At 69.3% G+C, this 17,312-nt stretch carries 15 protein-coding genes; 2 read left to right on the top strand and 13 right to left on the bottom strand.

Going from position 1 to position 17,312, the window contains the following annotated elements; translation table 11 throughout:
* From WBP48_RS00735 to WBP48_RS00750, 4 genes are all read right to left on the bottom strand, one after another.
* Nucleotides 1-886, bottom strand: an 886-nt coding sequence (locus WBP48_RS00735; protein ID WP_424434597.1) for a fructose PTS transporter subunit IIA, incomplete at its 3' end; no start/stop codon positions are given.
* A 27-nt stretch (nucleotides 887-913) separates the two neighbouring features.
* Nucleotides 914-1,861, bottom strand: coding sequence for a 1-phosphofructokinase family hexose kinase (locus WBP48_RS00740; RefSeq protein ID WP_424434600.1), 948 nt, complete (start codon nucleotides 1,859-1,861; stop codon nucleotides 914-916).
* Nucleotides 1,858-2,643 carry a DeoR/GlpR family DNA-binding transcription regulator gene (locus WBP48_RS00745; protein ID WP_424434603.1) on the bottom strand — a complete coding sequence of 262 codons (786 nt, stop codon included), beginning with the start codon at nucleotides 2,641-2,643 and terminating at the stop codon, nucleotides 1,858-1,860. Before WBP48_RS00745 ends, WBP48_RS00740 begins: the two co-directional genes overlap by 4 nt.
* 160 nt (nucleotides 2,644-2,803) lie before the next feature.
* Complete coding sequence (locus WBP48_RS00750) at nucleotides 2,804-3,577, bottom strand: hypothetical protein (RefSeq protein WP_424434606.1); 774 nt, start codon at nucleotides 3,575-3,577, stop codon at nucleotides 2,804-2,806.
* Nucleotides 3,578-3,684: 107 nt separating this feature from the next.
* On the opposite strand from WBP48_RS00750, the gene WBP48_RS00755 reads away from it, so the two are divergent.
* Nucleotides 3,685-5,748 (top strand): DUF262 domain-containing protein, encoded by a 2,064-nt coding sequence (locus WBP48_RS00755; RefSeq protein WP_424434609.1) that lies wholly within the window; start codon nucleotides 3,685-3,687, stop codon nucleotides 5,746-5,748.
* A 387-nt stretch (nucleotides 5,749-6,135) separates the two neighbouring features.
* On the opposite strand, the gene WBP48_RS00760 is transcribed toward WBP48_RS00755, so the two are convergent.
* The 8 genes from WBP48_RS00760 to WBP48_RS00795 form a co-directional block, all read right to left on the bottom strand.
* Nucleotides 6,136-7,548, bottom strand: a complete 1,413-nt coding sequence (locus WBP48_RS00760; RefSeq protein ID WP_424434612.1) for a carboxylesterase family protein — start codon at nucleotides 7,546-7,548, stop codon at nucleotides 6,136-6,138.
* Nucleotides 7,545-8,060, bottom strand: coding sequence for a cupin domain-containing protein (locus tag WBP48_RS00765; protein ID WP_424434615.1), 516 nt, complete (start codon nucleotides 8,058-8,060; stop codon nucleotides 7,545-7,547). The genes WBP48_RS00760 and WBP48_RS00765 overlap by 4 nt, the downstream gene beginning before the upstream one ends.
* Nucleotides 8,057-8,938, bottom strand: a complete 882-nt coding sequence (locus tag WBP48_RS00770; protein ID WP_424434618.1) for a carbohydrate ABC transporter permease — start codon at nucleotides 8,936-8,938, stop codon at nucleotides 8,057-8,059. Before WBP48_RS00770 ends, WBP48_RS00765 begins: the two co-directional genes overlap by 4 nt.
* A complete protein-coding gene (locus tag WBP48_RS00775) occupies nucleotides 8,938-9,876 on the bottom strand; it encodes a carbohydrate ABC transporter permease (protein ID WP_424434621.1) in 939 nt (312 codons plus the stop codon). The genes WBP48_RS00770 and WBP48_RS00775 overlap by 1 nt, the downstream gene beginning before the upstream one ends.
* A complete protein-coding gene (locus tag WBP48_RS00780; protein WP_424434624.1) occupies nucleotides 9,876-11,108 on the bottom strand; it encodes a sugar ABC transporter substrate-binding protein in 1,233 nt (410 codons plus the stop codon). The genes WBP48_RS00775 and WBP48_RS00780 overlap by 1 nt, the downstream gene beginning before the upstream one ends.
* A 180-nt stretch (nucleotides 11,109-11,288) precedes the next feature.
* Complete coding sequence (locus WBP48_RS00785; protein WP_424434627.1) at nucleotides 11,289-12,587, bottom strand: amidohydrolase family protein; 1,299 nt, start codon at nucleotides 12,585-12,587, stop codon at nucleotides 11,289-11,291.
* A complete protein-coding gene (locus tag WBP48_RS00790) occupies nucleotides 12,580-13,839 on the bottom strand; it encodes an adenosylhomocysteinase (RefSeq protein WP_424434630.1) in 1,260 nt (419 codons plus the stop codon). The genes WBP48_RS00785 and WBP48_RS00790 overlap by 8 nt, the downstream gene beginning before the upstream one ends.
* Complete coding sequence (locus WBP48_RS00795) at nucleotides 13,836-14,672, bottom strand: hypothetical protein (protein WP_424434633.1); 837 nt, start codon at nucleotides 14,670-14,672, stop codon at nucleotides 13,836-13,838. Before WBP48_RS00795 ends, WBP48_RS00790 begins: the two co-directional genes overlap by 4 nt.
* 117 nt (nucleotides 14,673-14,789) lie before the next feature.
* Here WBP48_RS00795 and WBP48_RS00800 point away from each other — a divergent pair, with 117 nt between their 5' ends.
* The gene (locus WBP48_RS00800; protein WP_424434636.1) at nucleotides 14,790-15,866 is read left to right on the top strand and encodes a nucleoside hydrolase; all 1,077 of its coding nucleotides are present in this window, start codon (nucleotides 14,790-14,792) and stop codon (nucleotides 15,864-15,866) included.
* A 25-nt stretch (nucleotides 15,867-15,891) separates the two neighbouring features.
* On the opposite strand, the gene WBP48_RS00805 is transcribed toward WBP48_RS00800, so the two are convergent.
* Nucleotides 15,892-17,304, bottom strand: coding sequence for an amidohydrolase (locus WBP48_RS00805; RefSeq protein WP_424434639.1), 1,413 nt, complete (start codon nucleotides 17,302-17,304; stop codon nucleotides 15,892-15,894).
* Nucleotides 17,305-17,312: the final 8 nt, after the last annotated feature.

A 17,312-nucleotide genomic window follows, 5' to 3' on the forward strand; every position in this document is an offset into this window, starting at 1 on the left:
CGGCGGCCGCGCCCGCAGGGACGCGCGACGCATTGGGGTCGCCGGCGGCGGCGATGGCCTCGTCGATCATCTTGCCGGGTTGCTCGATGCCGCGCTTGACACCGGAGCGAATGACGGGCTTGCCGGCGAAACGCTCGGGGCTGCGCACGTCGACGTCGACCGCGAAGATGACGGCATCCGCCGCCTCGATGATCTTCGGGTCGATCGCCTGGTATCCGCTGGAGCCCTGCGGCTCGACGGTGAGGTCGACACCCAGCTTCTTGCCCTCGGCGGTCAGCGCGTCGGCGGCCATGAACGTGTGGGCGATGCCCGTCGCGCACGCCGTCACGGCGACGATGCGGGCCGGACGGCCATCGATCTCGTGAGCCGAGTCGGCGGAGGGTGCCGGTGCAGCAGGAGCGGATGCCGGGGCGGGTGCCGCAGCGGCGGCCGGCGCGTCCGAGGTCGCGGCGACGACGAGGTCGACGATCTCCTGCGGAGTCTTCGCCGCGCGGAGCCCCGCCGTGAACTCCTCGCGCATGAAGCTGCGGGCGAGCTTGGAGAGCACCGCGAGGTGCTCCTCAGCCGCCGTGTCGGGCGCAGCGATCAGGAACACGAGGTCGGCCGGACCGTCGTCGGCACCGAAATCCACCCCGGGACGCAGCCGGGCGAACGAGAGGGAAGCCTGCGTGACGGCGCGATTCTTGGAGTGCGGAATAGCGATGCCGCCCGGAAGACCGGTCGCGTCGAGCTCTTCGCGGGCCATCGCTCCGCGCGCGAGCTCGGCGGCGTCGGTCGCGCGACCCGCGGCCGCGACCCGCGCGGCCAGCGCCGTGATGACGGCGGCTTTGTCGGTGCCGAGCGGCTCGTCGAGGCTGACGAGCGCCGGCGTGATGATGTCTGACACGGTTGACCTCCAGTGGTCGGGGATGGATCAGGGGGTGAGGGACCTCACCGGCACGTCGCCGGGGAGGAAGTCAGCGGGGGTGGGCGCCTGCGTTCCGGGGAGCGACGCGGCAGCCGATCCGTAGCGGATGCCGGTGCGCACGCACTCTTCGGGGTCTGCGCCGTCTTCATGGGCGAGGAGGAATCCGGCCAGCGAGCTGTCACCGGCTCCCACCGTGCTCCGCACTCGCGTCGGAGGCGGCGTGCCGAACCAGGCGCCGGAGGCCGTGACCAGCACGGCGCCGTCGCCGCCGAGGGTGACGAATGCGGCCCCGACCTTCGCGGGCACGAGCCCGGCTGCCACCGCGACCACCGCGTCGCACAGGGCGAGGCCGGGGTCTAGGGGGATGCCGGCGAGTTCGACGAGTTCCTCGTCGTTCGGCTTGATGAGGTCGGGGGCACCGCGCTCCACGACGGCCCGCAGGGCCGGGCCGGAGGTGTCGACGGCGATCTGCGGCGGGTTGGCGTGGGCGGCGCGCACCGCCTGAATGACCTCGACGTAGAAGTCCGTCGGCAGCCCTGGCGGTAGGGAGCCTGCCAGGACGAGCCACTGAGCGCCCCCGGAAGCCTCGACAGCAGCCGCGATGAGCGCCGCCCCGTCCGCCGTGTCGCGGGTGACACCCGGGAGGTTCACCTTGGTCGTCACGCCCTCGCCATCGACGATCGTGAGGTTGGCGCGCGCATTACCCGCCAGCGGCACTGCCACGACCGGAACCTCCGCGGCACGAAGGGCGACCGCGAAGGGGTCATCGGCATCCAGGGGAAGCACCGCGACGCTCGCGTGCTGCGAGCCAACGACGACGCGGGTGACGTTGATGCCTTTGCCGCCGGCATCCTCCCGCACTTCTCTTGCGCTTTGCACTTCCCCGACCCGGAGGGGACCCGCCAAGGTCACGGTCCGATCCAGCGAGGGGTTTGCGGTGACGGTGACGATCATGGGGTCCAGACCTCCACATCTGCGGCATCCAGCCGCTCGGCCAGCACGGGGGGCACCTCGACGTCGGTGACGAGGATGTCGAGGTCGCCGAGATCGGCGAATGAGACCAGCAGCTCGGCATCGAACTTGTCGGCATCAGCCAGCACGACGACGCGCCGGGCAGCGGCGATGATGGCGCGCTTGACAGCGGCCTCGTCGGGGTCGGGCGTGCTCAGCCCGAACTCGGCGGAGACGCCGTTGGTGCCGATGAAGGCGAGGTCGGGACGCAACCGCCCGATGGCCTCGACGGTCTGCGCGCCCACGGCCGCAGCCGTCAGCGTCCGCACCCGACCACCGATGGCTGTGAGGTTCAACCCCGACGCCCCGGCGAGCAGATGCGCGATCGTCATCGAATGCGTCACGACCTCGAGCGGGTGCCCGACTCCGACCGACCGTTGCGCGAGTGCGTGCGCGAGGGCCGCGGTGGACGTGCCGGCGTCGATGTAGATCGACCCTTCCGTGAGGGATCCGACGGCGTCCAAGGCGCGTGTCGCCATCGCGAGTTTGGCGTCGCTGCGCCGCTCCGACCGCTCTGCCAGTGAGGTCTCTGCCGTGCTGACTCTCGTGCGGGAGACGGCACCGCCGTGCACGCGGCGTACCGCGCCGGCGTGCTCCAGGGAATCGAGGTCGCGCCGGACCGTCTCGGTCGTGACCCCGAACCGCCGCGCGAGCTCGACGACCGCGACCCGGCCCTCTGTGGTGACCAGGTGCTCGATCAGCTGCTGGCGCTCCGTCGCGTACACGGTTCCTCCTCGAATAGCCACACGATACAACACAAACGCAGGCAGCCACAAGTGGTCTGACCACATCGGTTGCGCGAGGCGCAAACGCCGCCCGAACACGCCGTGCAACGAGAAGGACCCCAGCCGAAGCCGGGGCCCTTCTGACGACGTGGCGGGAGACTCAGGCCTCGCTCATCACGTTCACTTCGCGCTGGCCACGGGCCGCAAGCGCGGCGGCGCGGGCGGCGATGCGGCGCTCCTGCTCGATCTGGCCGGCGTCGAGCGTCTCCTGGTCGACGGGGAAGCTGTCGACCTTGTTCACGCCGTGGTACTTCTCGATGTACGCGTCGAGCTCGGGGCCCGACTCCCACGAGGTGATGAGGCAGTACCGAGGCTCGGTGCCGTAGTGGGCGGCGGCGTGCCAGAGGCGCTGAGTGTCGATGACCAGCTGGGCGCCCGCCGGGAGGGCGATGCGGGTCTCTTCGCTCGGGTCGGTGCGGTTCTCGCGGAGGACGAAGTAGCTGTCCTTGTCGTCGGTCAGGTTGAAGAACGACCGGACGACCCAGCCGGTGCCGTCGGGGTTCAGGCGGTTGTTATCGTCCTGGTGCAGGTTGTAGAGGCAATCCGCGTACGTGTTGGGCTGCAGCTCGATGATGCGGCAGCGGCCGACGTTGGAGCCCGGCTCCTTGGCCCGCGCGGTCAGGGTAGGTGCGATCTCGGTCTGCGAGTCGATCCACACGCCGTCCTTGTCGGTGCGCGGCGGCTTGTGGTTCCAGAATCCGTTGCATTCGATCTCACCCTTGGCCGAGGCCAGCGGTGCGAACCGCGTGTCGCCCGAGGACTTCCAGTCGACGTACTCGATGTCGAGCCATTCCTTCGGGTCGATCTGGCTGCCGTAGCTGTCGAGGACGACGTAGCCGGTCTCCTCGAGCGCAGCGCTCTTGATGTATGCCATGACGAGTATTGCCCTTTCTGCCGGACGAGCGAAGTTTTTACAAGCCCGACTGAGCAAGCCTACAGAGGGCCTTCGGCTTGGCCAGTAGACTCGACCGGGGTCTGCCAGTGAGCGATTCGGAGATCATGAGCAACGACACGCACGTCCCCGCCGCCAACGTCGCAGCCGTCGCCGTCGGCACGATCGGCTGGCTCTCGGCATCCGACACCACGATCGTGGTCCCCGTCTACCAGCGGCAGTATCGGTGGGACATCGGCGGGTGCGAGCAGCTTCTCGGCGACGTGCGCGCGGTCGCCGACGCCGGCACCGACGACACGCATTTCATCGGTTCGATCCTGTCGACGGCGGGCGGAACGGATGCCGACGGCGCGCATCTCGTGCTGATCGACGGCCAGCAGCGGATCACGACGCTCATGCTGCTCGTCGCGGCTCTGCATCACACTCTCCGCGATGACGACCCGCACCTGGCGGCCGACTTGGAGCGCGTGCTCGTGCGCGCCGACGATCCGCGCCGCACGAAGCTGCGGCCGCACCGCGAGTGGGCCGACGTGTTCGAGAGCGTCGTCCTCGCACGCCGCACCGAGGACGAGCACGACCGGGCCTCGCGCTTCGACGACAACTACGCGTTCTTCCGCAGTCAGATCCGCCCCGGCGAAGCGGCGCACATCTGGCGGGGGCTGCAGAAGCTCGAGCACGTGTCGATCACTCTCGGCGCCCACGCGAACGCGCAGCAGATCTTCGAGAGCCTCAACTCCACCGGCGAACCGCTGCGCGACCACGAGCTCATCCACAACTACGTTCTCATGGGGCTCTCGCACGCCGAGCAGACGGAGATCGAGAACGAGTTCTGGCTGCCGATCGAGCGCGCCACCGGCGAGCAGATCGGGGCCTTCTGGCGCCACTACCTCGTCATGCTCACGGGTCGCGAGGTCACCGCGACCGGGACAAGGGGCGTGTACGACGCGTTCCGCCACGAGTTCCCCCGTCTCGACGTCACCACGCTCCGCCGCCGAGCGGCGCAGTGGCGAGAGTTCGCGCGGATCTACAGGTTGCTGCTGGAGCCGAGCGAGACGCCCGACGCCTCCATCGGCGAGCAGTTCGCTTCTCTCGCGGTGTTCGGCCGCGGCATCTCCCCACTCGTCATGCGGCTGTACCGTGATCACCTGCACGGGGAGCTCGGCCACGATGACCTCATCGAGACGCTCGAGCACCTGCAGTCGCTGCTGCTGCGACGCACGGTCGTCGGCGTGACGACCGAGCGGCTGGTCGCTCGGCTGTGCCGGGCGACGAGCCTCGGCCGTGACGACCTCGTGCGCGCGATCGCGCGCATCACGCCTTCCGACGAGCGCACGCGCGTGGGCCTGAAGTACACCGCGCTGCCGCACGCCAGGTATGTGCTGGGTCGACTGTCGGGAGCGGGCCTCGACGGCGGATGGGACATCGAGCACGTCGCACCCCTCTCCCCCGGCGACGACTGGTCACCCGACGGCATCCGGCGCTGGGCCGACCTGTCCGACGATGAGCAGAACAGCTTCCGTGCGCTGGCCCCGACGCTCGGCAATCTGACGCTGCTGGAGGAGAGCCTGTTCGAGCGCGCCTTCGACGCGACCTACCCCGCCAAGCGCGACGTGTATCGCGACAGTGCGCTGCCGCTGACCCGCGAGGTGGCGGATGCCGATGCGTGGAGCACGGCGGCGATCGCGCGACGCACCGAAGCGCTGACTGGAAGGTTACTCGCGGTGTGGCGCCGTCCCGCCGTCGTCAGCATCGACGACGACAACCTCACGCCCATCCTCGACGCGAAGCAGCGCCGCGGCTGGCCGCGCGGCTGGGAGCGCGAGTTCGACTACGTCGAGTTCCGCGGCGAGCACTGGGAGGTGAAGGACGTCCGGTATCTGTTCAACCGCATCTTCAAGCGTCTCTGGGCGGAGTCTCCCACGTCGCGGCGGGCCGTCGTCGACTTCAGCGCGCGCCGTGGCGGGCCCGTCTACCCCGCGATGGCGTGGAACGGGCAGTGGGACCGGCTGGATGCCGGGGAGGCAGGCCCCTACCTCTATATGGGATGGGACTCGAAGTACATGCTGACGGCGGTGCAGGGCGTGCTCGACGAGGCCGACTGGGCGTCCGAGGTGTTCCTCAAGTACTCCTACATCGGCGACGCGATGCGCTGAAGCGAAAGTCTCGCCACCTGAGGCAGATTTTCGCGCCCCCACGGCGCGGTAGCGCCGCTGAAAAGCTGAAGCGAGAGTCTTCGTGACGTGACTCAGACTTCCCCGCCCCGCCGCGCGGCAGCGCCCCTGAAAAACTGATCCGATCGCGCTCGCGGCATCGTGCGTCGCGATGGGACATCGTGGTGCTCTCGCGAGACGGGTCGCGCTCGGCGTCTCCGCTGACATCCAAGAAGTGGATTGACGCAGCCGATTGACGCACACTTCTGCGGAGTTCCGCACTTCTGAGGACGAATCCGGGGAGATCGATCCGCAGAACTGCAGATCTCCGCAGAACTGTGAGTGCTCGCGACCTCCCGCACACCGCCCGCGAGCCCGGGCGCGGCCGCCTCAGCGGTCCCGCGACTCCCACCGGCGTACGAGCGGTGCGGCGACCGCATACCCGTCGCCGATGTCGTCGCCATAGATGCGGACGGTGCCCGGGTCGCGAGCGAAGGGTGCGTGCCCGTGCACGAACCGCACCGCGTCCCGGTGCAGGCCCAGGACGTCTTCGGGGATGTCGCCGCCGAGGACGACCTCTGCGGTGGGATCGTCGGCGATGCCGAAGAACACCGGGATCTCGTTGCAGTGGAGTGCGGCCCGCCGTGGAGCCGGTCCCCATCGATAGTCGTAAACCCAGGTGTTCTCCGGAGGCCTGCGCCGCTGCACGTCGACCACGGCCGCGCGAAACAGCGCTTCCGACAGGATGCGCGACCGCGTCCGACCGAGCTCCGGAATGCTGCCGAGAAACTCGTCCGCGTCGCCGGCGGCGATGCCGAGACCCGCCATGAACTGCCCGGCATCCGCACCGCTCATCGGCGTCTCCCCCGCTTCCCACGCCATCTCATCGGCGGTGGCACCCAGTACGAGCGGGATCTCAGCGCTCGCGCCGAGCCCCGCCACGACACCGTCGGGGAACAGCGCTCCGCCGCTCTGCGGCAGGAACGGGGTCGTTCCGAGCGAAGCGCCCGCAAGTTCGATCGTGCGATCGTCGAACTGCGCAAGGTCGGCGGTGTTCGTCCCCGGCGCTCCGAGCGCCTGCGCGAAAGCGGCACCACGCTGCAGAGCCTGCTCGGGCGTGGCGGATTCGAGAATGCCCGACAGCGCCCACGCCCGGTGGAACAGCCCGTCCGCCGTGCGCGTGCTCAGCAGCGCCAGCACCGCCCCACCGCCCGCGGACTGGCCCGCGATGGTCACCCGGCCCGGATCGCCTCCGAATGACGAGATGTGGTCCTGCACCCATCCGAGCGCGGCGATCCAGTCGAGCACGCCGCGGTCTGCGACGGCGCCGTCGACATGGCCGAACCCCGCGAAACCGAGGCGGTAGGAGATCGACACGACGACGATGCCGGCGCGGGCGAACGCGCGCCCGTCGTACCAGTTGCTCGCCGCCGACCCCGCTTGATAGCCGCCGCCATGGATCCACACGAGCACGGGAAGCGCAGGTCCGGCGTCCAGGTCGCCGATGGGGGCGAACACGTTGAGGTTCAGGATGTCGTCACCGGGGACGCTGGGCTCGGGCATCGCGAACCCGGGAGCAACGCGTTGCGGCGTCGCTCCCCACGCGCGCGCGTCGAACCCGTCCTCATGCGCGGCGCTCTTGCGCTGCGGCGGGGCGAAGCGGAGCGGCCCCACGGGTGCTTCGGCATAGGGAATGCCCCGGAACACGGCGACGTCATCCTTCGCGAGCCCCGTGATGGCGCCGGACCGCGTCGTGTGGACGACATCCCCGGCGTCCGCCCAGAACGTCTCGACCGGGGTCACTCCGCGCCGTCCGGCGAGGCATCGACCTCGAGCTCGAAATCTTCGAAGTCGAAACCGGGAGCGACGAGGCAGCTCACGAGCGCATCGTGCTCCGCAGGCAGCGTCCGCTGCCAGACTCCCGCGGGAACCAGTTGCTGCGGCGCGAACTCCGCGGAAGCCTCGCCGAGGCGGAGCACCGCGCCCGGCACGGGTTCGTCGCCGGGCCCTCCGAGCTGCAGGTCCACCGGCCCGAGACCCGACCAGATCCACACCTCGTCCGACGAGACCCGGTGCCACGCCGACGCCTCCCCCGCCGGAAGGAGAAAGACGATCAGCGTCGCGATGGGCCGACGCCGCTCGCCGCCCGTGTCGTCCACGACCGTGACAGTCTGCGTTCCGGCCCACGTGCGCCGGTACCAGCCGCCTTCGGGGTGCGGCTCCAGGTCGAGCACGTCGGCCAGCGCAGGGCGCGCGACCCATTCGATGACGGTTCCGTCGACGGCGCGCCTTGGCACGAGGTCCGGCCCGGTCACTTGCCCGACCCCGCCGCCACTCCCTCTTTCACGTAGCGCTGGAGCCCGAAGACCACGAAGAACGCGGGGATGCTGGCCAGGAGCGAGGCCGCCATGACCGCCGCCCATTGATTGAGCGGTGAGGTCGTCATGTTGAAGATGACGACGGTCATCGGGTACATCTCGGTGCGGGTGACAAGCGTCAGCCCGAACAGCAGGTCGCCCCACGTGAACAGGAACGTGAACACTGCGGCCGTGATGACCGAGTTGCGCGAGATCGGCACGACGATGCGGATGAGGTTCCCGATCGGGCCCACGCCGTCCAGTTGCGCCGCCTCCATGATCTCGGTGTCGATCCCGTACATGAACGAGCGCATGAGGATCACCGCGAACGGGATGCTCGCGGTGCAGTTTGCCAGCACCAGGCCGACGATCGAGTTGAGCAGGCCCCACGAGTTGAACATCGAGTAGAACGAGAGGGTCAGCACGACGCCGGGGATCATCTGAGCCAGCAGCAGTAACGTCATCGCTATCGACACTCCGCGCGAGCGCAGACGGCTGAGCGCGAACGCCGCCGGAATCGCGATGACGAGCGTCAGGGCGACCGCGCACACCGAGACGACCAGGCTCACCAGCAGGCCGCCGAGGCCGCCGGCGGCGAGCGCGTCGCCGTAGCCGTCGAACTGCGGCGCCGTAGGGAACCACTGCACGGTCGCGGACGACACTCCCGGCTGAAGCGACGCCGACGCCATGAGCCACAGCGGGAAAAGGAACAGGATGAGGAACGCCGTCGCCACCGCCGTCCAGCGCCACCCCCGCACGCGCGGCTCTTTCCCGGGAGGGATGGTCGCCTTGACCATCATCTCCGTGGCGGTCGAGTCGTGCTTCGCTCTTGCCATCAGTCCGCCTCCTGCCGACGTGACAGCCACACGTAGAACAGCGCGAACGACAGCGTCAGCACGAGCAGCACCGCGCCATAGGCGGCCGCAACGCCGAACTTGAACTCCTGGAACGCTTCGCGATAGGCGAGGATGCCAAGGGTCACGGTCGCATTCGCCGGTCCGCCGAATGTCAGCACGAGAACCAGATCGACGATGAGCAGGGAGTACACGACGCTCATCACGATGAGGACGGAGACGACCGGCAGGATCGTGGGGATGACGATCGAGAAGAGCCTGCGCCAGGCACCGGCACCGTCGAGTTGTGCCGCTTCGAGCTGATCGAGCGGCACCTGCTTGAGAGCGGCGCCGAGGATCGTGACCCAGTAGGGGATGCCGGACCACACGGCGACGGCGATCACGACGGGAAGGGCCGTCGTCTGGTCGGCGAGCCACAGCGGCGTTGGCAGGCCGAGGTTCCTGAGCACCGCATTGATCGGGCCGTCTCCGGCGAGCAGCCACTTCCAGATCGTCGCGACCACCACGGAGGGGAGCAGCCATGGCAGGAGGACGAGAACCGGCATCCACTTGCTGCCAGGGAAGCGGCGATTGAACAGCAGCGCGATCGCCAGGCCGATCACGAGTTGCGCCACGACCGCAACGACGGCGATGACGACCGTGTTGACGATCGCTCTGCCCAGAAGGGGAGAACCGAAGACGTCGACGAAGTTGCCGAATCCGACGAAGTCCGCCTTGCCGGTGATGAAGGTGCCGGCGTTGACGTCGGACGTCGCGAGGCGTACGCCGTAGATCACCGGGTAGACGAAGAAGACCCCGAAGAACAACGCCGCCGGCAGCAGGAACAGCCACAGCTCGGCGCTTCTCCGCTGGGAGAGCGAAAGCCGGAAGCGGCCGGGGCGTGGGGACCCCGGCCGCTCCCGCGCGACAGTCGATGTCACTACTGCGCCGCCTTGGCCAAGGCGTCTGCGGCGCTCACCCCGTTGACCGCGACATCCTGAAGGGCGTTGACATACACCGTCTGCAGTGGGGCCCAGTCGGTGCCGAGCGTGCCGGGGTTCCAGCTCGAGGCGACCGCGTCGACGAAAGTCTTCGCGTCGGGGTTCTGCTCGACGAAAGAGTCCTGCGCCGCGGTGAGCGCCGGGATGTAACCGCCTTGGACGGCGACTTCGACCTGGTTCTCCTCGGACGAGCGGCACTTGACCAACGCCGCGGCGGCCGCGACGCGCTTCGCGTCGGACTGCACGGGCACGCCGTACGCGTAGCCCAGCAGGTTGACGGTGGGCGTACCGCCTTCCGTGGTCGGGAAGGGCGCGACGCCGTAGTCGAGCTCGACGGCGCCGGGGACGATGTTCCACGGACCGGAGATCGTGATCGCAGCCTTCTCACCGAGCCACTGCTGCGGCGCGTCCCAGCCCCAGTTCACGAACTCCTTCGACAACGCGCCCTCGTCTACGAGCTTCTTATACAGGTCGACGGCGGCGACGGCACCCTCGCTGGTCGGGTCGGCCGGGTCGCCGCCGGCGCTCAGCAGGAACGACAGGAAGAAGAGGGTCGCGGAGCCGTCATCGGCACCGGAGAAGGCGGTCCCGTAGACGTCACCCGCGGTCAGCTGCTTGGCGACGGCGACGAGTTCGTCGAACGTCTTCGGGAACTCGGCGATGCCCGCCGCCGCGAACATCGCCTTGTTGTAGAACATCGCGTAGTTCTCGAGCTGCACCGGGAGCCCGACGAGCGTGTCGTCGTAGGTGCCGAGCCCGGCCACACTCTCGGTAAGACCGTCCGTCGTGATGCCGTAATCGCCGAGGTCGCTCAGGACCCCGGCCTCGGCCAACTGCGGCAGCTGGGTGTCCGTCGATAGGAGCGCGATGTCGGGAAGAGTGTTGGAGCTGGCCGCCTGAAGCAGCTTCGACGTGGTGTCGTTGGTGATGGTCTCGACCTTGACCGTCATCCCGAGGTCAGCAGCGCACGACTCGAAGTAGCCCTTCTGCAGGGTGTCATAAGGGTCGTACGGGATGCTGCTCCACACTGTGAGCTCGAGGCCGCTGAAGTCGTCGTCCGCCTCGCCGGAGGAGCTGCCACCGCCGTCGGAACTGCACGACGCGAGCCCGAGGACGAGGGCGGCGCCAGCGGCGGGGACGGTCCAGCGGCTGCGTCGGCGAAGAGTGCTCATGGTGCTTCCTTTCTCAGGCAGAGACCCATCGGGGCAGAGTCCCTTGCCACGTTCAGCACAGTCTGGCCAGCGCGCGAGGCCGCGTGCAAACTCGGACGCCGCTCGCCCGCGAGGATTTACACGGCTGTCACTTGATCGATACGCGGCCGTTCCTCAGCGCACGGCTCGGCTCATCAACGCTCACAGCTCCGCGGCGCGGTGCCGGATGACGCCGTCGACGATCGTCGCCTGCGCCTCGCTGCCGCCGGCCTCGACGAACTCCGCGAGCGCGTGACGCGGGCTGCGATCGGTGACGCGGAACACCGCAAGATCTGCCCGATACCCCGGCGCGAGCCGCCCGATCGCGCCGGGCCCGGCGTCGAGACCGAGCGCTGCCGCACCACCGAGAGTCGCGGCGGCGAACAGACGTGCATGCAGATCATCGTCGGCATAGCCTTGCGCACGTGCGATGCGGTAGAGCTCGGCCATGTCGTCGCGCACGCTCAACGACGGAGAGGACGACAGCGAATCGGTGCCGACCGCGATCGTGTTCCCCTCCCTCAAGTAGTCCGCGACGGGTGGATCGGCGAGGCCGATGACGCGATTGGACCGCGGGCACAGGGCCGCGACGACGCCGCGCTCGCGTAGCGTCGCACGGTCTTCGGCATCCACGTAGATGCCGTGCGCGATATGCGTGCGAGGCGACAGCACGCCGAGCGCGTCGAGGTAAGAGATGACACCCATTCCGACGCCGCCGCTCGCAAGGAGCCTCAGGTCCGGGTGGCCGAGCTCACGCCACCGCTCCGCGAGCATCCCGGTGCCGGTGCGGACGAACTCGTCCTCCGACGCGGACTCTGCGGCGTGTATGTGAAGCCGCAGGTCACGCTGGGCCGCGATATCGGCGAGGTCCCGAAGCACGAGTCCATCGAGCGAGTACAGCGCGTGCGGAGACAGCCCGTGGGCCGGAGGGGTCGGCACCGTTTCGAGATCGGCGAGCACGCGGTCGGCGCCGTCCTGCAGCCAGGCCTCCTCCTTCCAGCCGAACACCTCCCAGAAGACGATGCCGTGCAGCCCGCCGTCGTGAACGGCGTTCCGTGCGCCGAGATCGGTCACGATCTCAGCCACGGCCGTCGTCCCGGCGCGCAGACTCAGAGCCACGCCGTCGGCCGCAGAGGCGCCCCAGTCCCGCTCGAGCACATAGAACTCGTTGAAGCGCGCACCCCACTGTTCGAACGACGTGTAGGTGCCGCGACCGACGACGGCCATGTCGGAGTACTGCAGGTGGGTGTGCGCGTTGACGAGGCCCGGAGTGAGGATGCCGTCCCACTCGTGGACGAGCGCGGGCGGCGACGGCAGGCGCAACGACACGTCGGCGTACGTCCCGACGTCGCGCACGACACCGGCCGCGACCGCGACCGCGCCATCGACGATCGCCGTGCGCGCGTCGGGAAAGACGACGCGAGCCCGATGCACCTCGATCGCGCCGGCCGCGTCACTCATCGTCGTCCCCCGGAACCCACGACGTCAGGAAGGCCTGCTGGCGCGCCGACGGGTGGTCGATCCCGCCGCCGATGCTCGCGAGCGCGAGCGCCGCAACGTGGTCATCGAGTTCGCGTGGCAGCAGGTGCACATCGTGGGTGAGCGTTTCTCTCTCGGCGAGCAGGTAGCCAACAGCAGCCAGCTGAACCCCGAACGAGAGGTCCATGATCTGGATCGGATTGCCCTCGGCGGCGCTCACGTTGATGCAGTGGCCGTCGTCGAGAATGCGCACCATGCGGCCGCCGGGCAGGCGCCACGTGCCGATGTCGCCGTTGCGGGAGATTTCGTATGCCCCGGCATCCCGCGCTTCGTCGAGCGCGATCTCGTTCGGCACGCCGCCGCCGACGGCGACAGCAGCGCCGTCCGGTAGCGCCAACAGGTGTTCGAGAGCGACCGTGCCGGCGATGCCCGTCGCGGAGATGAGCACGTCGGCATGTGCGGCAGCGCGCGAGAGGGGCTCGACTCGATAGCCGGCGTAAGCGGCCTGCAGCGCCGCCACCGCGTCGACCTCCGAAACCGTGACGCGCGCTCCCAGGGCGGCGGCGTGACGGGCAATCCCGGTTCCCACGCGTCCAAAGCCGGCGACGACGACCTCGCGTCCGGCCAGCGGTTCACCGAGAATGTCGGCGACCGCCAGCACGACGGACTGCCCGGTGCCGCACGCATTGTCGAACAGCGACTTCGTACGCGCATCGTTGCCGGCGACCACCGGGAACGCGAGACTCCCCTCGGCCGCCATCGTACGCAACGGACGCACGCCGCTCGTGGTCTGCTCCGTCGCTCCGATGATGTCCGGAAGGATGCCGGCACGCCGCGTGTGCGCGAGACGGATGACCCACGAGCCGTCATCGATGATGACTTCGGGCCGGTGATCGAGCGCCGCGAGGGCGTGCGCCAGATCATCGCCACCGCGCGCGTCCGAGCGGGCATACACGGGGATGCCCTCGTGCACGAGGGCAGCGGCGACCGCGTCGTCGGTGTTCCTGCCGGAACACATCACGACCACCTCGGCGCCCACTTCCGCGAGGCCGAGCGCGACCGACGCCGTCTTGGGCTCGAGCACGTCGCTGACCAGGACGCGGATGCCGCGAACAGCTCCCGATGCCGCGAGCTCGGCGGCGACCGCCTTCGACGCCGGCATGAACTCGCGCGCCCACGCGATGCGGTCGGCGCCGCTCGGCCACAGTCGGGGATCGAGGATCGATCCGGTCATCCGCGTACCGCCTTCGCGAACAGCGCGTCGGCGGCGGCCGCATCGGCGCCGACAGCGGCGGCGCGAACCGTTGCGAGCGAGGCAGCGACGACGAGGTCGGCGAGGTACCACTCCACGGCGTTGCCAGGGCGGGTGGCCGTGCCACTGCTCGCGGTGAAGTCCTCGCCGAACGGAGGGGGCAGTTCTACGATCCAGCGCCGAGATCGGAGATCCGGCCGCCCGACGAAGGCCCGGGACTCGATGCCCTCCCCCGGCGCAACCACGAGCGATCCGGGTGAAGTGCCGGCATCCGCGAGCACACCCGTGAGGTCGTCGGCGACTACGCCGTCGCCCTCACCCGTGACGAAGGTCGTCTCGGCGGCGATGCCGGCGACGGCGTCGACCGGGACGACGTCGTGACCGTGGAGCGCGAAGCGCACGGCAGCCGCGTCGTCGTCGGTCGCGAGCGTGACGCGGCTCCCCACCCGGGTGAGCATCGCGACGAGCGCACTCGCCAGGGGCCCCGCGCCGACGACGGTCGTGCGAACGCCGCTGAGCACGAGGTTGGTGCGTTGGGCGAAAGCCCGCAGCACCTGTTCCGCGCGGGTGTGTGCAAACACCTCGGCGAACGTCGGCAGTCCGCGTGAGCCGTCGGGGCCATGCCCGATCCGCACGTGCCACCGCTCCTCGACCGCTGTGGCGATCCCCTCCGGCAGGTGCGGCACATCGGCTGCCCATACGATCCGTCGGCGCTCTGCGCATGCCCATTCGTGCGCTCCCGCCACGCGACCGGCCAACGGCAGCAGCTGCGGGAGATCGGGACCCGGGGTGGGAACGAGGGGTCCGACTGACATGGGTAGACAATAGGTGCGTTCGGTCGCGATCGCCAAAATCGAGCCGCCCGGAGACGCGAGCGGCCAGCAGGCTACCCATAGGATGACGCCATCCGCCCCCGATCCCGTGAGGAAGCCATGACCGACGCGCACACCCCCGCGGCTCCCACGCCCGAAGCCGGCAAGCAGTGGATCGTCGTCGACACCGATACTGGCATCGACGACGCCCACTCGCTGCTGTACCTCCTCGCGCAGCCGGACGTGCAGATCCTCGGGATCACGACGATCTACGGCAACTGTCACGTCGAGGACTCCGCCCGCAACGTCGCTTACGTACTCGGGATCGCGCAGCAACCCGGCATCCCCATCTACGGCGGCGCAGCCGGCCCGATCGAGGGCGAGGCGTCCATCGCGTGGTTCGTCCACGGGCACGACGGCCTCGGCGATCGGGGCTACGTGCGCCCGGACCCCGCGCTGGCCACCGGGAGCGCCGCGGACTACCTCGTACGCATCGCGAATGCGCACCCGGGGCAGATCGACCTCCATCCGCTCGGACCACTGACGAACATCGCGCTGGCGCTGGAGAAGGATCCGCTGCTGCTGACGAAGTTCCGGTCCGTCGTCATCATGGGCGGCGCGGGCCCCTACCCGGCGCCCGGGAGTGCCGTGCGCACGGATGCCAACACGGCGAACGACCGCGTCGCGGCGGAGCGCGTCTTCGGCGCGCCCAACAACGACAACGTCATCATGGTCGGTACCAACGTCACTGGCGGGGCGGTCCTCGAAGAGCACGTCACCGCCCTGCTGCTCGACTCCGACCTTCCGTCGGCCCGCTTCGCCGGAGAGATCCTCGACGCCTATTGCGACTTCTACCAGCACAAGTCGGGCCGCCGGGTCTCGTCGGCACACGACGGCTTGGCATCCGTCATCCTCCACCGCCCCGAGATCGTGACGGCGACCCTGTCGGGGCCGGTGGACTTCACCCCCGACAACGGCTCGCTCGCAACGCGCGTCGCGCTCACGGCGGATGGATCGCCACTCGCGTGGGGCACTCCGGACGGTCCGTCCACGCGCGCGGTCACGGGCGTGGATTACACGGCGTTCCGCCGTCGGTTCGTGCACGCCCTCGCCTACGGCACCACGCGCGACCCGATCGATCGCGCCGGCACCCGCACGCCGCCTGCCGGATGGCCGTGCGGTCGACCGTCGGCGTGAGCGGGGCCGGTTGCGGGAGCGCTGCTCAGGGCGCGTAGTTCTGGATTGTGCCCTTGGTGCGGTCGGTGAGCTCGGGAATGCGGGCGTTCAGTTCGGCGATGGCCTCGGACACGTCGAACCTCGTGAGCTTTCCATCGCGAACCACGACCTCGCCCGCGACCAGGACGGTGCGCACGTCACTGGCCCGCGCGCTGAGGACGAGCGCGGCGGCGAGGTCGTGCATCGGCTGCATGTGCGGGCCGGAGGGATCGAGGAGCACGATGTCGGCCTGGTAGCCCGGCAGGATGGCCCCCAGCACGTCTCCCAGGCCGAACGTCGCCGCGCTCTGACGCGTGGCGAGGTCGAGCGCATGCGCCGAGGTCAGCCACGTGGCGTCGAGGGCGGCATCCTTCTGCTTGAGCGACATCATCCGCAGACTCTCGAACATGTCCAGCGTGTTGTGGGAGGCGGGTCCGTCGGTACCGATGCCGACGGTGATTCCGGCGTCGTGCAGCACCCGCACCGGCGTCGTCGGGTGCGCGTGTTTCATATACACCTTGCTGCATACCGGGACACCGACACGATCCGCGTACGGGCTCAGCCACTCGATGTCGCTCTCGACGATCCCCGCGCCGTGCGCGATGATCGCGCCGGTGGCGAGGATGCCGGTGTCGTGCAGCACCTGCACGGGCGTGACGCCGCGCTTGGTGAGGCTCGACTCGGTCTGACTTATGCTCTCCGCGGCATGGATGTGCGTGCGGATGCCGAGTCGCGCCGCGTGAGCGGCCGTCCGCTCCAGGTCGGCATCGTCGACGGTGTATGTCGCGTGCGGTCCCATCGCGGTCGTGATGCGGCCGCCCGCGGCGCCGTTCCACTCCTCTGCGAATCGCGCGGAACGGCCGATCCCCTCGGCGCCCTCGCTCGAGAAGAAGGTGGAGGCAAGGAGGGCGCGCGCTCCGGTCTCCTCAACGGCGCGGGCGATCTGTTCAGTGGCGAAATAGTGATCGGCGAACGCCGTGACCCCGCCGAGGAGCATCTCGCCGATCGCGAGCTTCGCGCCGAGGTAGACGTCACGGTCGGTGAGGTTGACCTCCATCGGCCAGATGTACTTGGAGAACCAGTCGTGGGTCGAGACGTCCTCGGCCGATCCGCGGAACATCGTCATGGGCGAGTGCGTGTGCCCGTTCATGAGCCCCGGGAATGCGACCATGCCGACGGCATCGACGCGCTCGCGCGCGGCGTCGAGGACGGCGGCGGGAACGGATGCCGACGGCACCACCCACGAGATGACGCCGTTCGCGATCCCGATCGCGTGGTCGGCGAGGAATGTCACCGTCCCCCTGGCGGCCTTGTCCTCCTGCGGCAGATCGGGGTAGCCGGGCGCGGGGCGCGTCGTCGAGGTCAGGACGGTAGCGCCGAGGATGACGGTGTCTACGGTGGGAAGGTCGGAGCCGGTCATGGGCCGAC

Source organism: Microbacterium sp., assembly GCF_049661145.1.
Lineage (GTDB): Bacteria > Actinomycetota > Actinomycetes > Actinomycetales > Microbacteriaceae > Microbacterium.

Bases quoted from the DNA above. Each gene is read 5' to 3' on its own strand.
- WBP48_RS00795 (WP_424434633.1), bottom strand. From the start codon at position 14,672: ATGTCAGTCGGACCCCTCGTTCCCACCCCGGGTCCCGATCTCCCGCAG.
- WBP48_RS00805 (WP_424434639.1), bottom strand. From the start codon at position 17,304: ATGACCGGCTCCGACCTTCCCACCGTAGACACCGTCATCCTCGGCGCT.
- WBP48_RS00770 (WP_424434618.1), bottom strand. From the start codon at position 8,938: ATGGCAAGAGCGAAGCACGACTCGACCGCCACGGAGATGATGGTCAAG.
- WBP48_RS00740 (WP_424434600.1), bottom strand. From the start codon at position 1,861: ATGATCGTCACCGTCACCGCAAACCCCTCGCTGGATCGGACCGTGACC.
- WBP48_RS00785 (WP_424434627.1), bottom strand. From the start codon at position 12,587: ATGAGTGACGCGGCCGGCGCGATCGAGGTGCATCGGGCTCGCGTCGTC.
- WBP48_RS00780 (WP_424434624.1), bottom strand. From the start codon at position 11,108: ATGAGCACTCTTCGCCGACGCAGCCGCTGGACCGTCCCCGCCGCTGGC.
- WBP48_RS00750 (WP_424434606.1), bottom strand. From the start codon at position 3,577: ATGGCATACATCAAGAGCGCTGCGCTCGAGGAGACCGGCTACGTCGTC.
- WBP48_RS00790 (WP_424434630.1), bottom strand. From the start codon at position 13,839: ATGACCGGATCGATCCTCGATCCCCGACTGTGGCCGAGCGGCGCCGAC.
- WBP48_RS00800 (WP_424434636.1), top strand. From the start codon at position 14,790: ATGACCGACGCGCACACCCCCGCGGCTCCCACGCCCGAAGCCGGCAAG.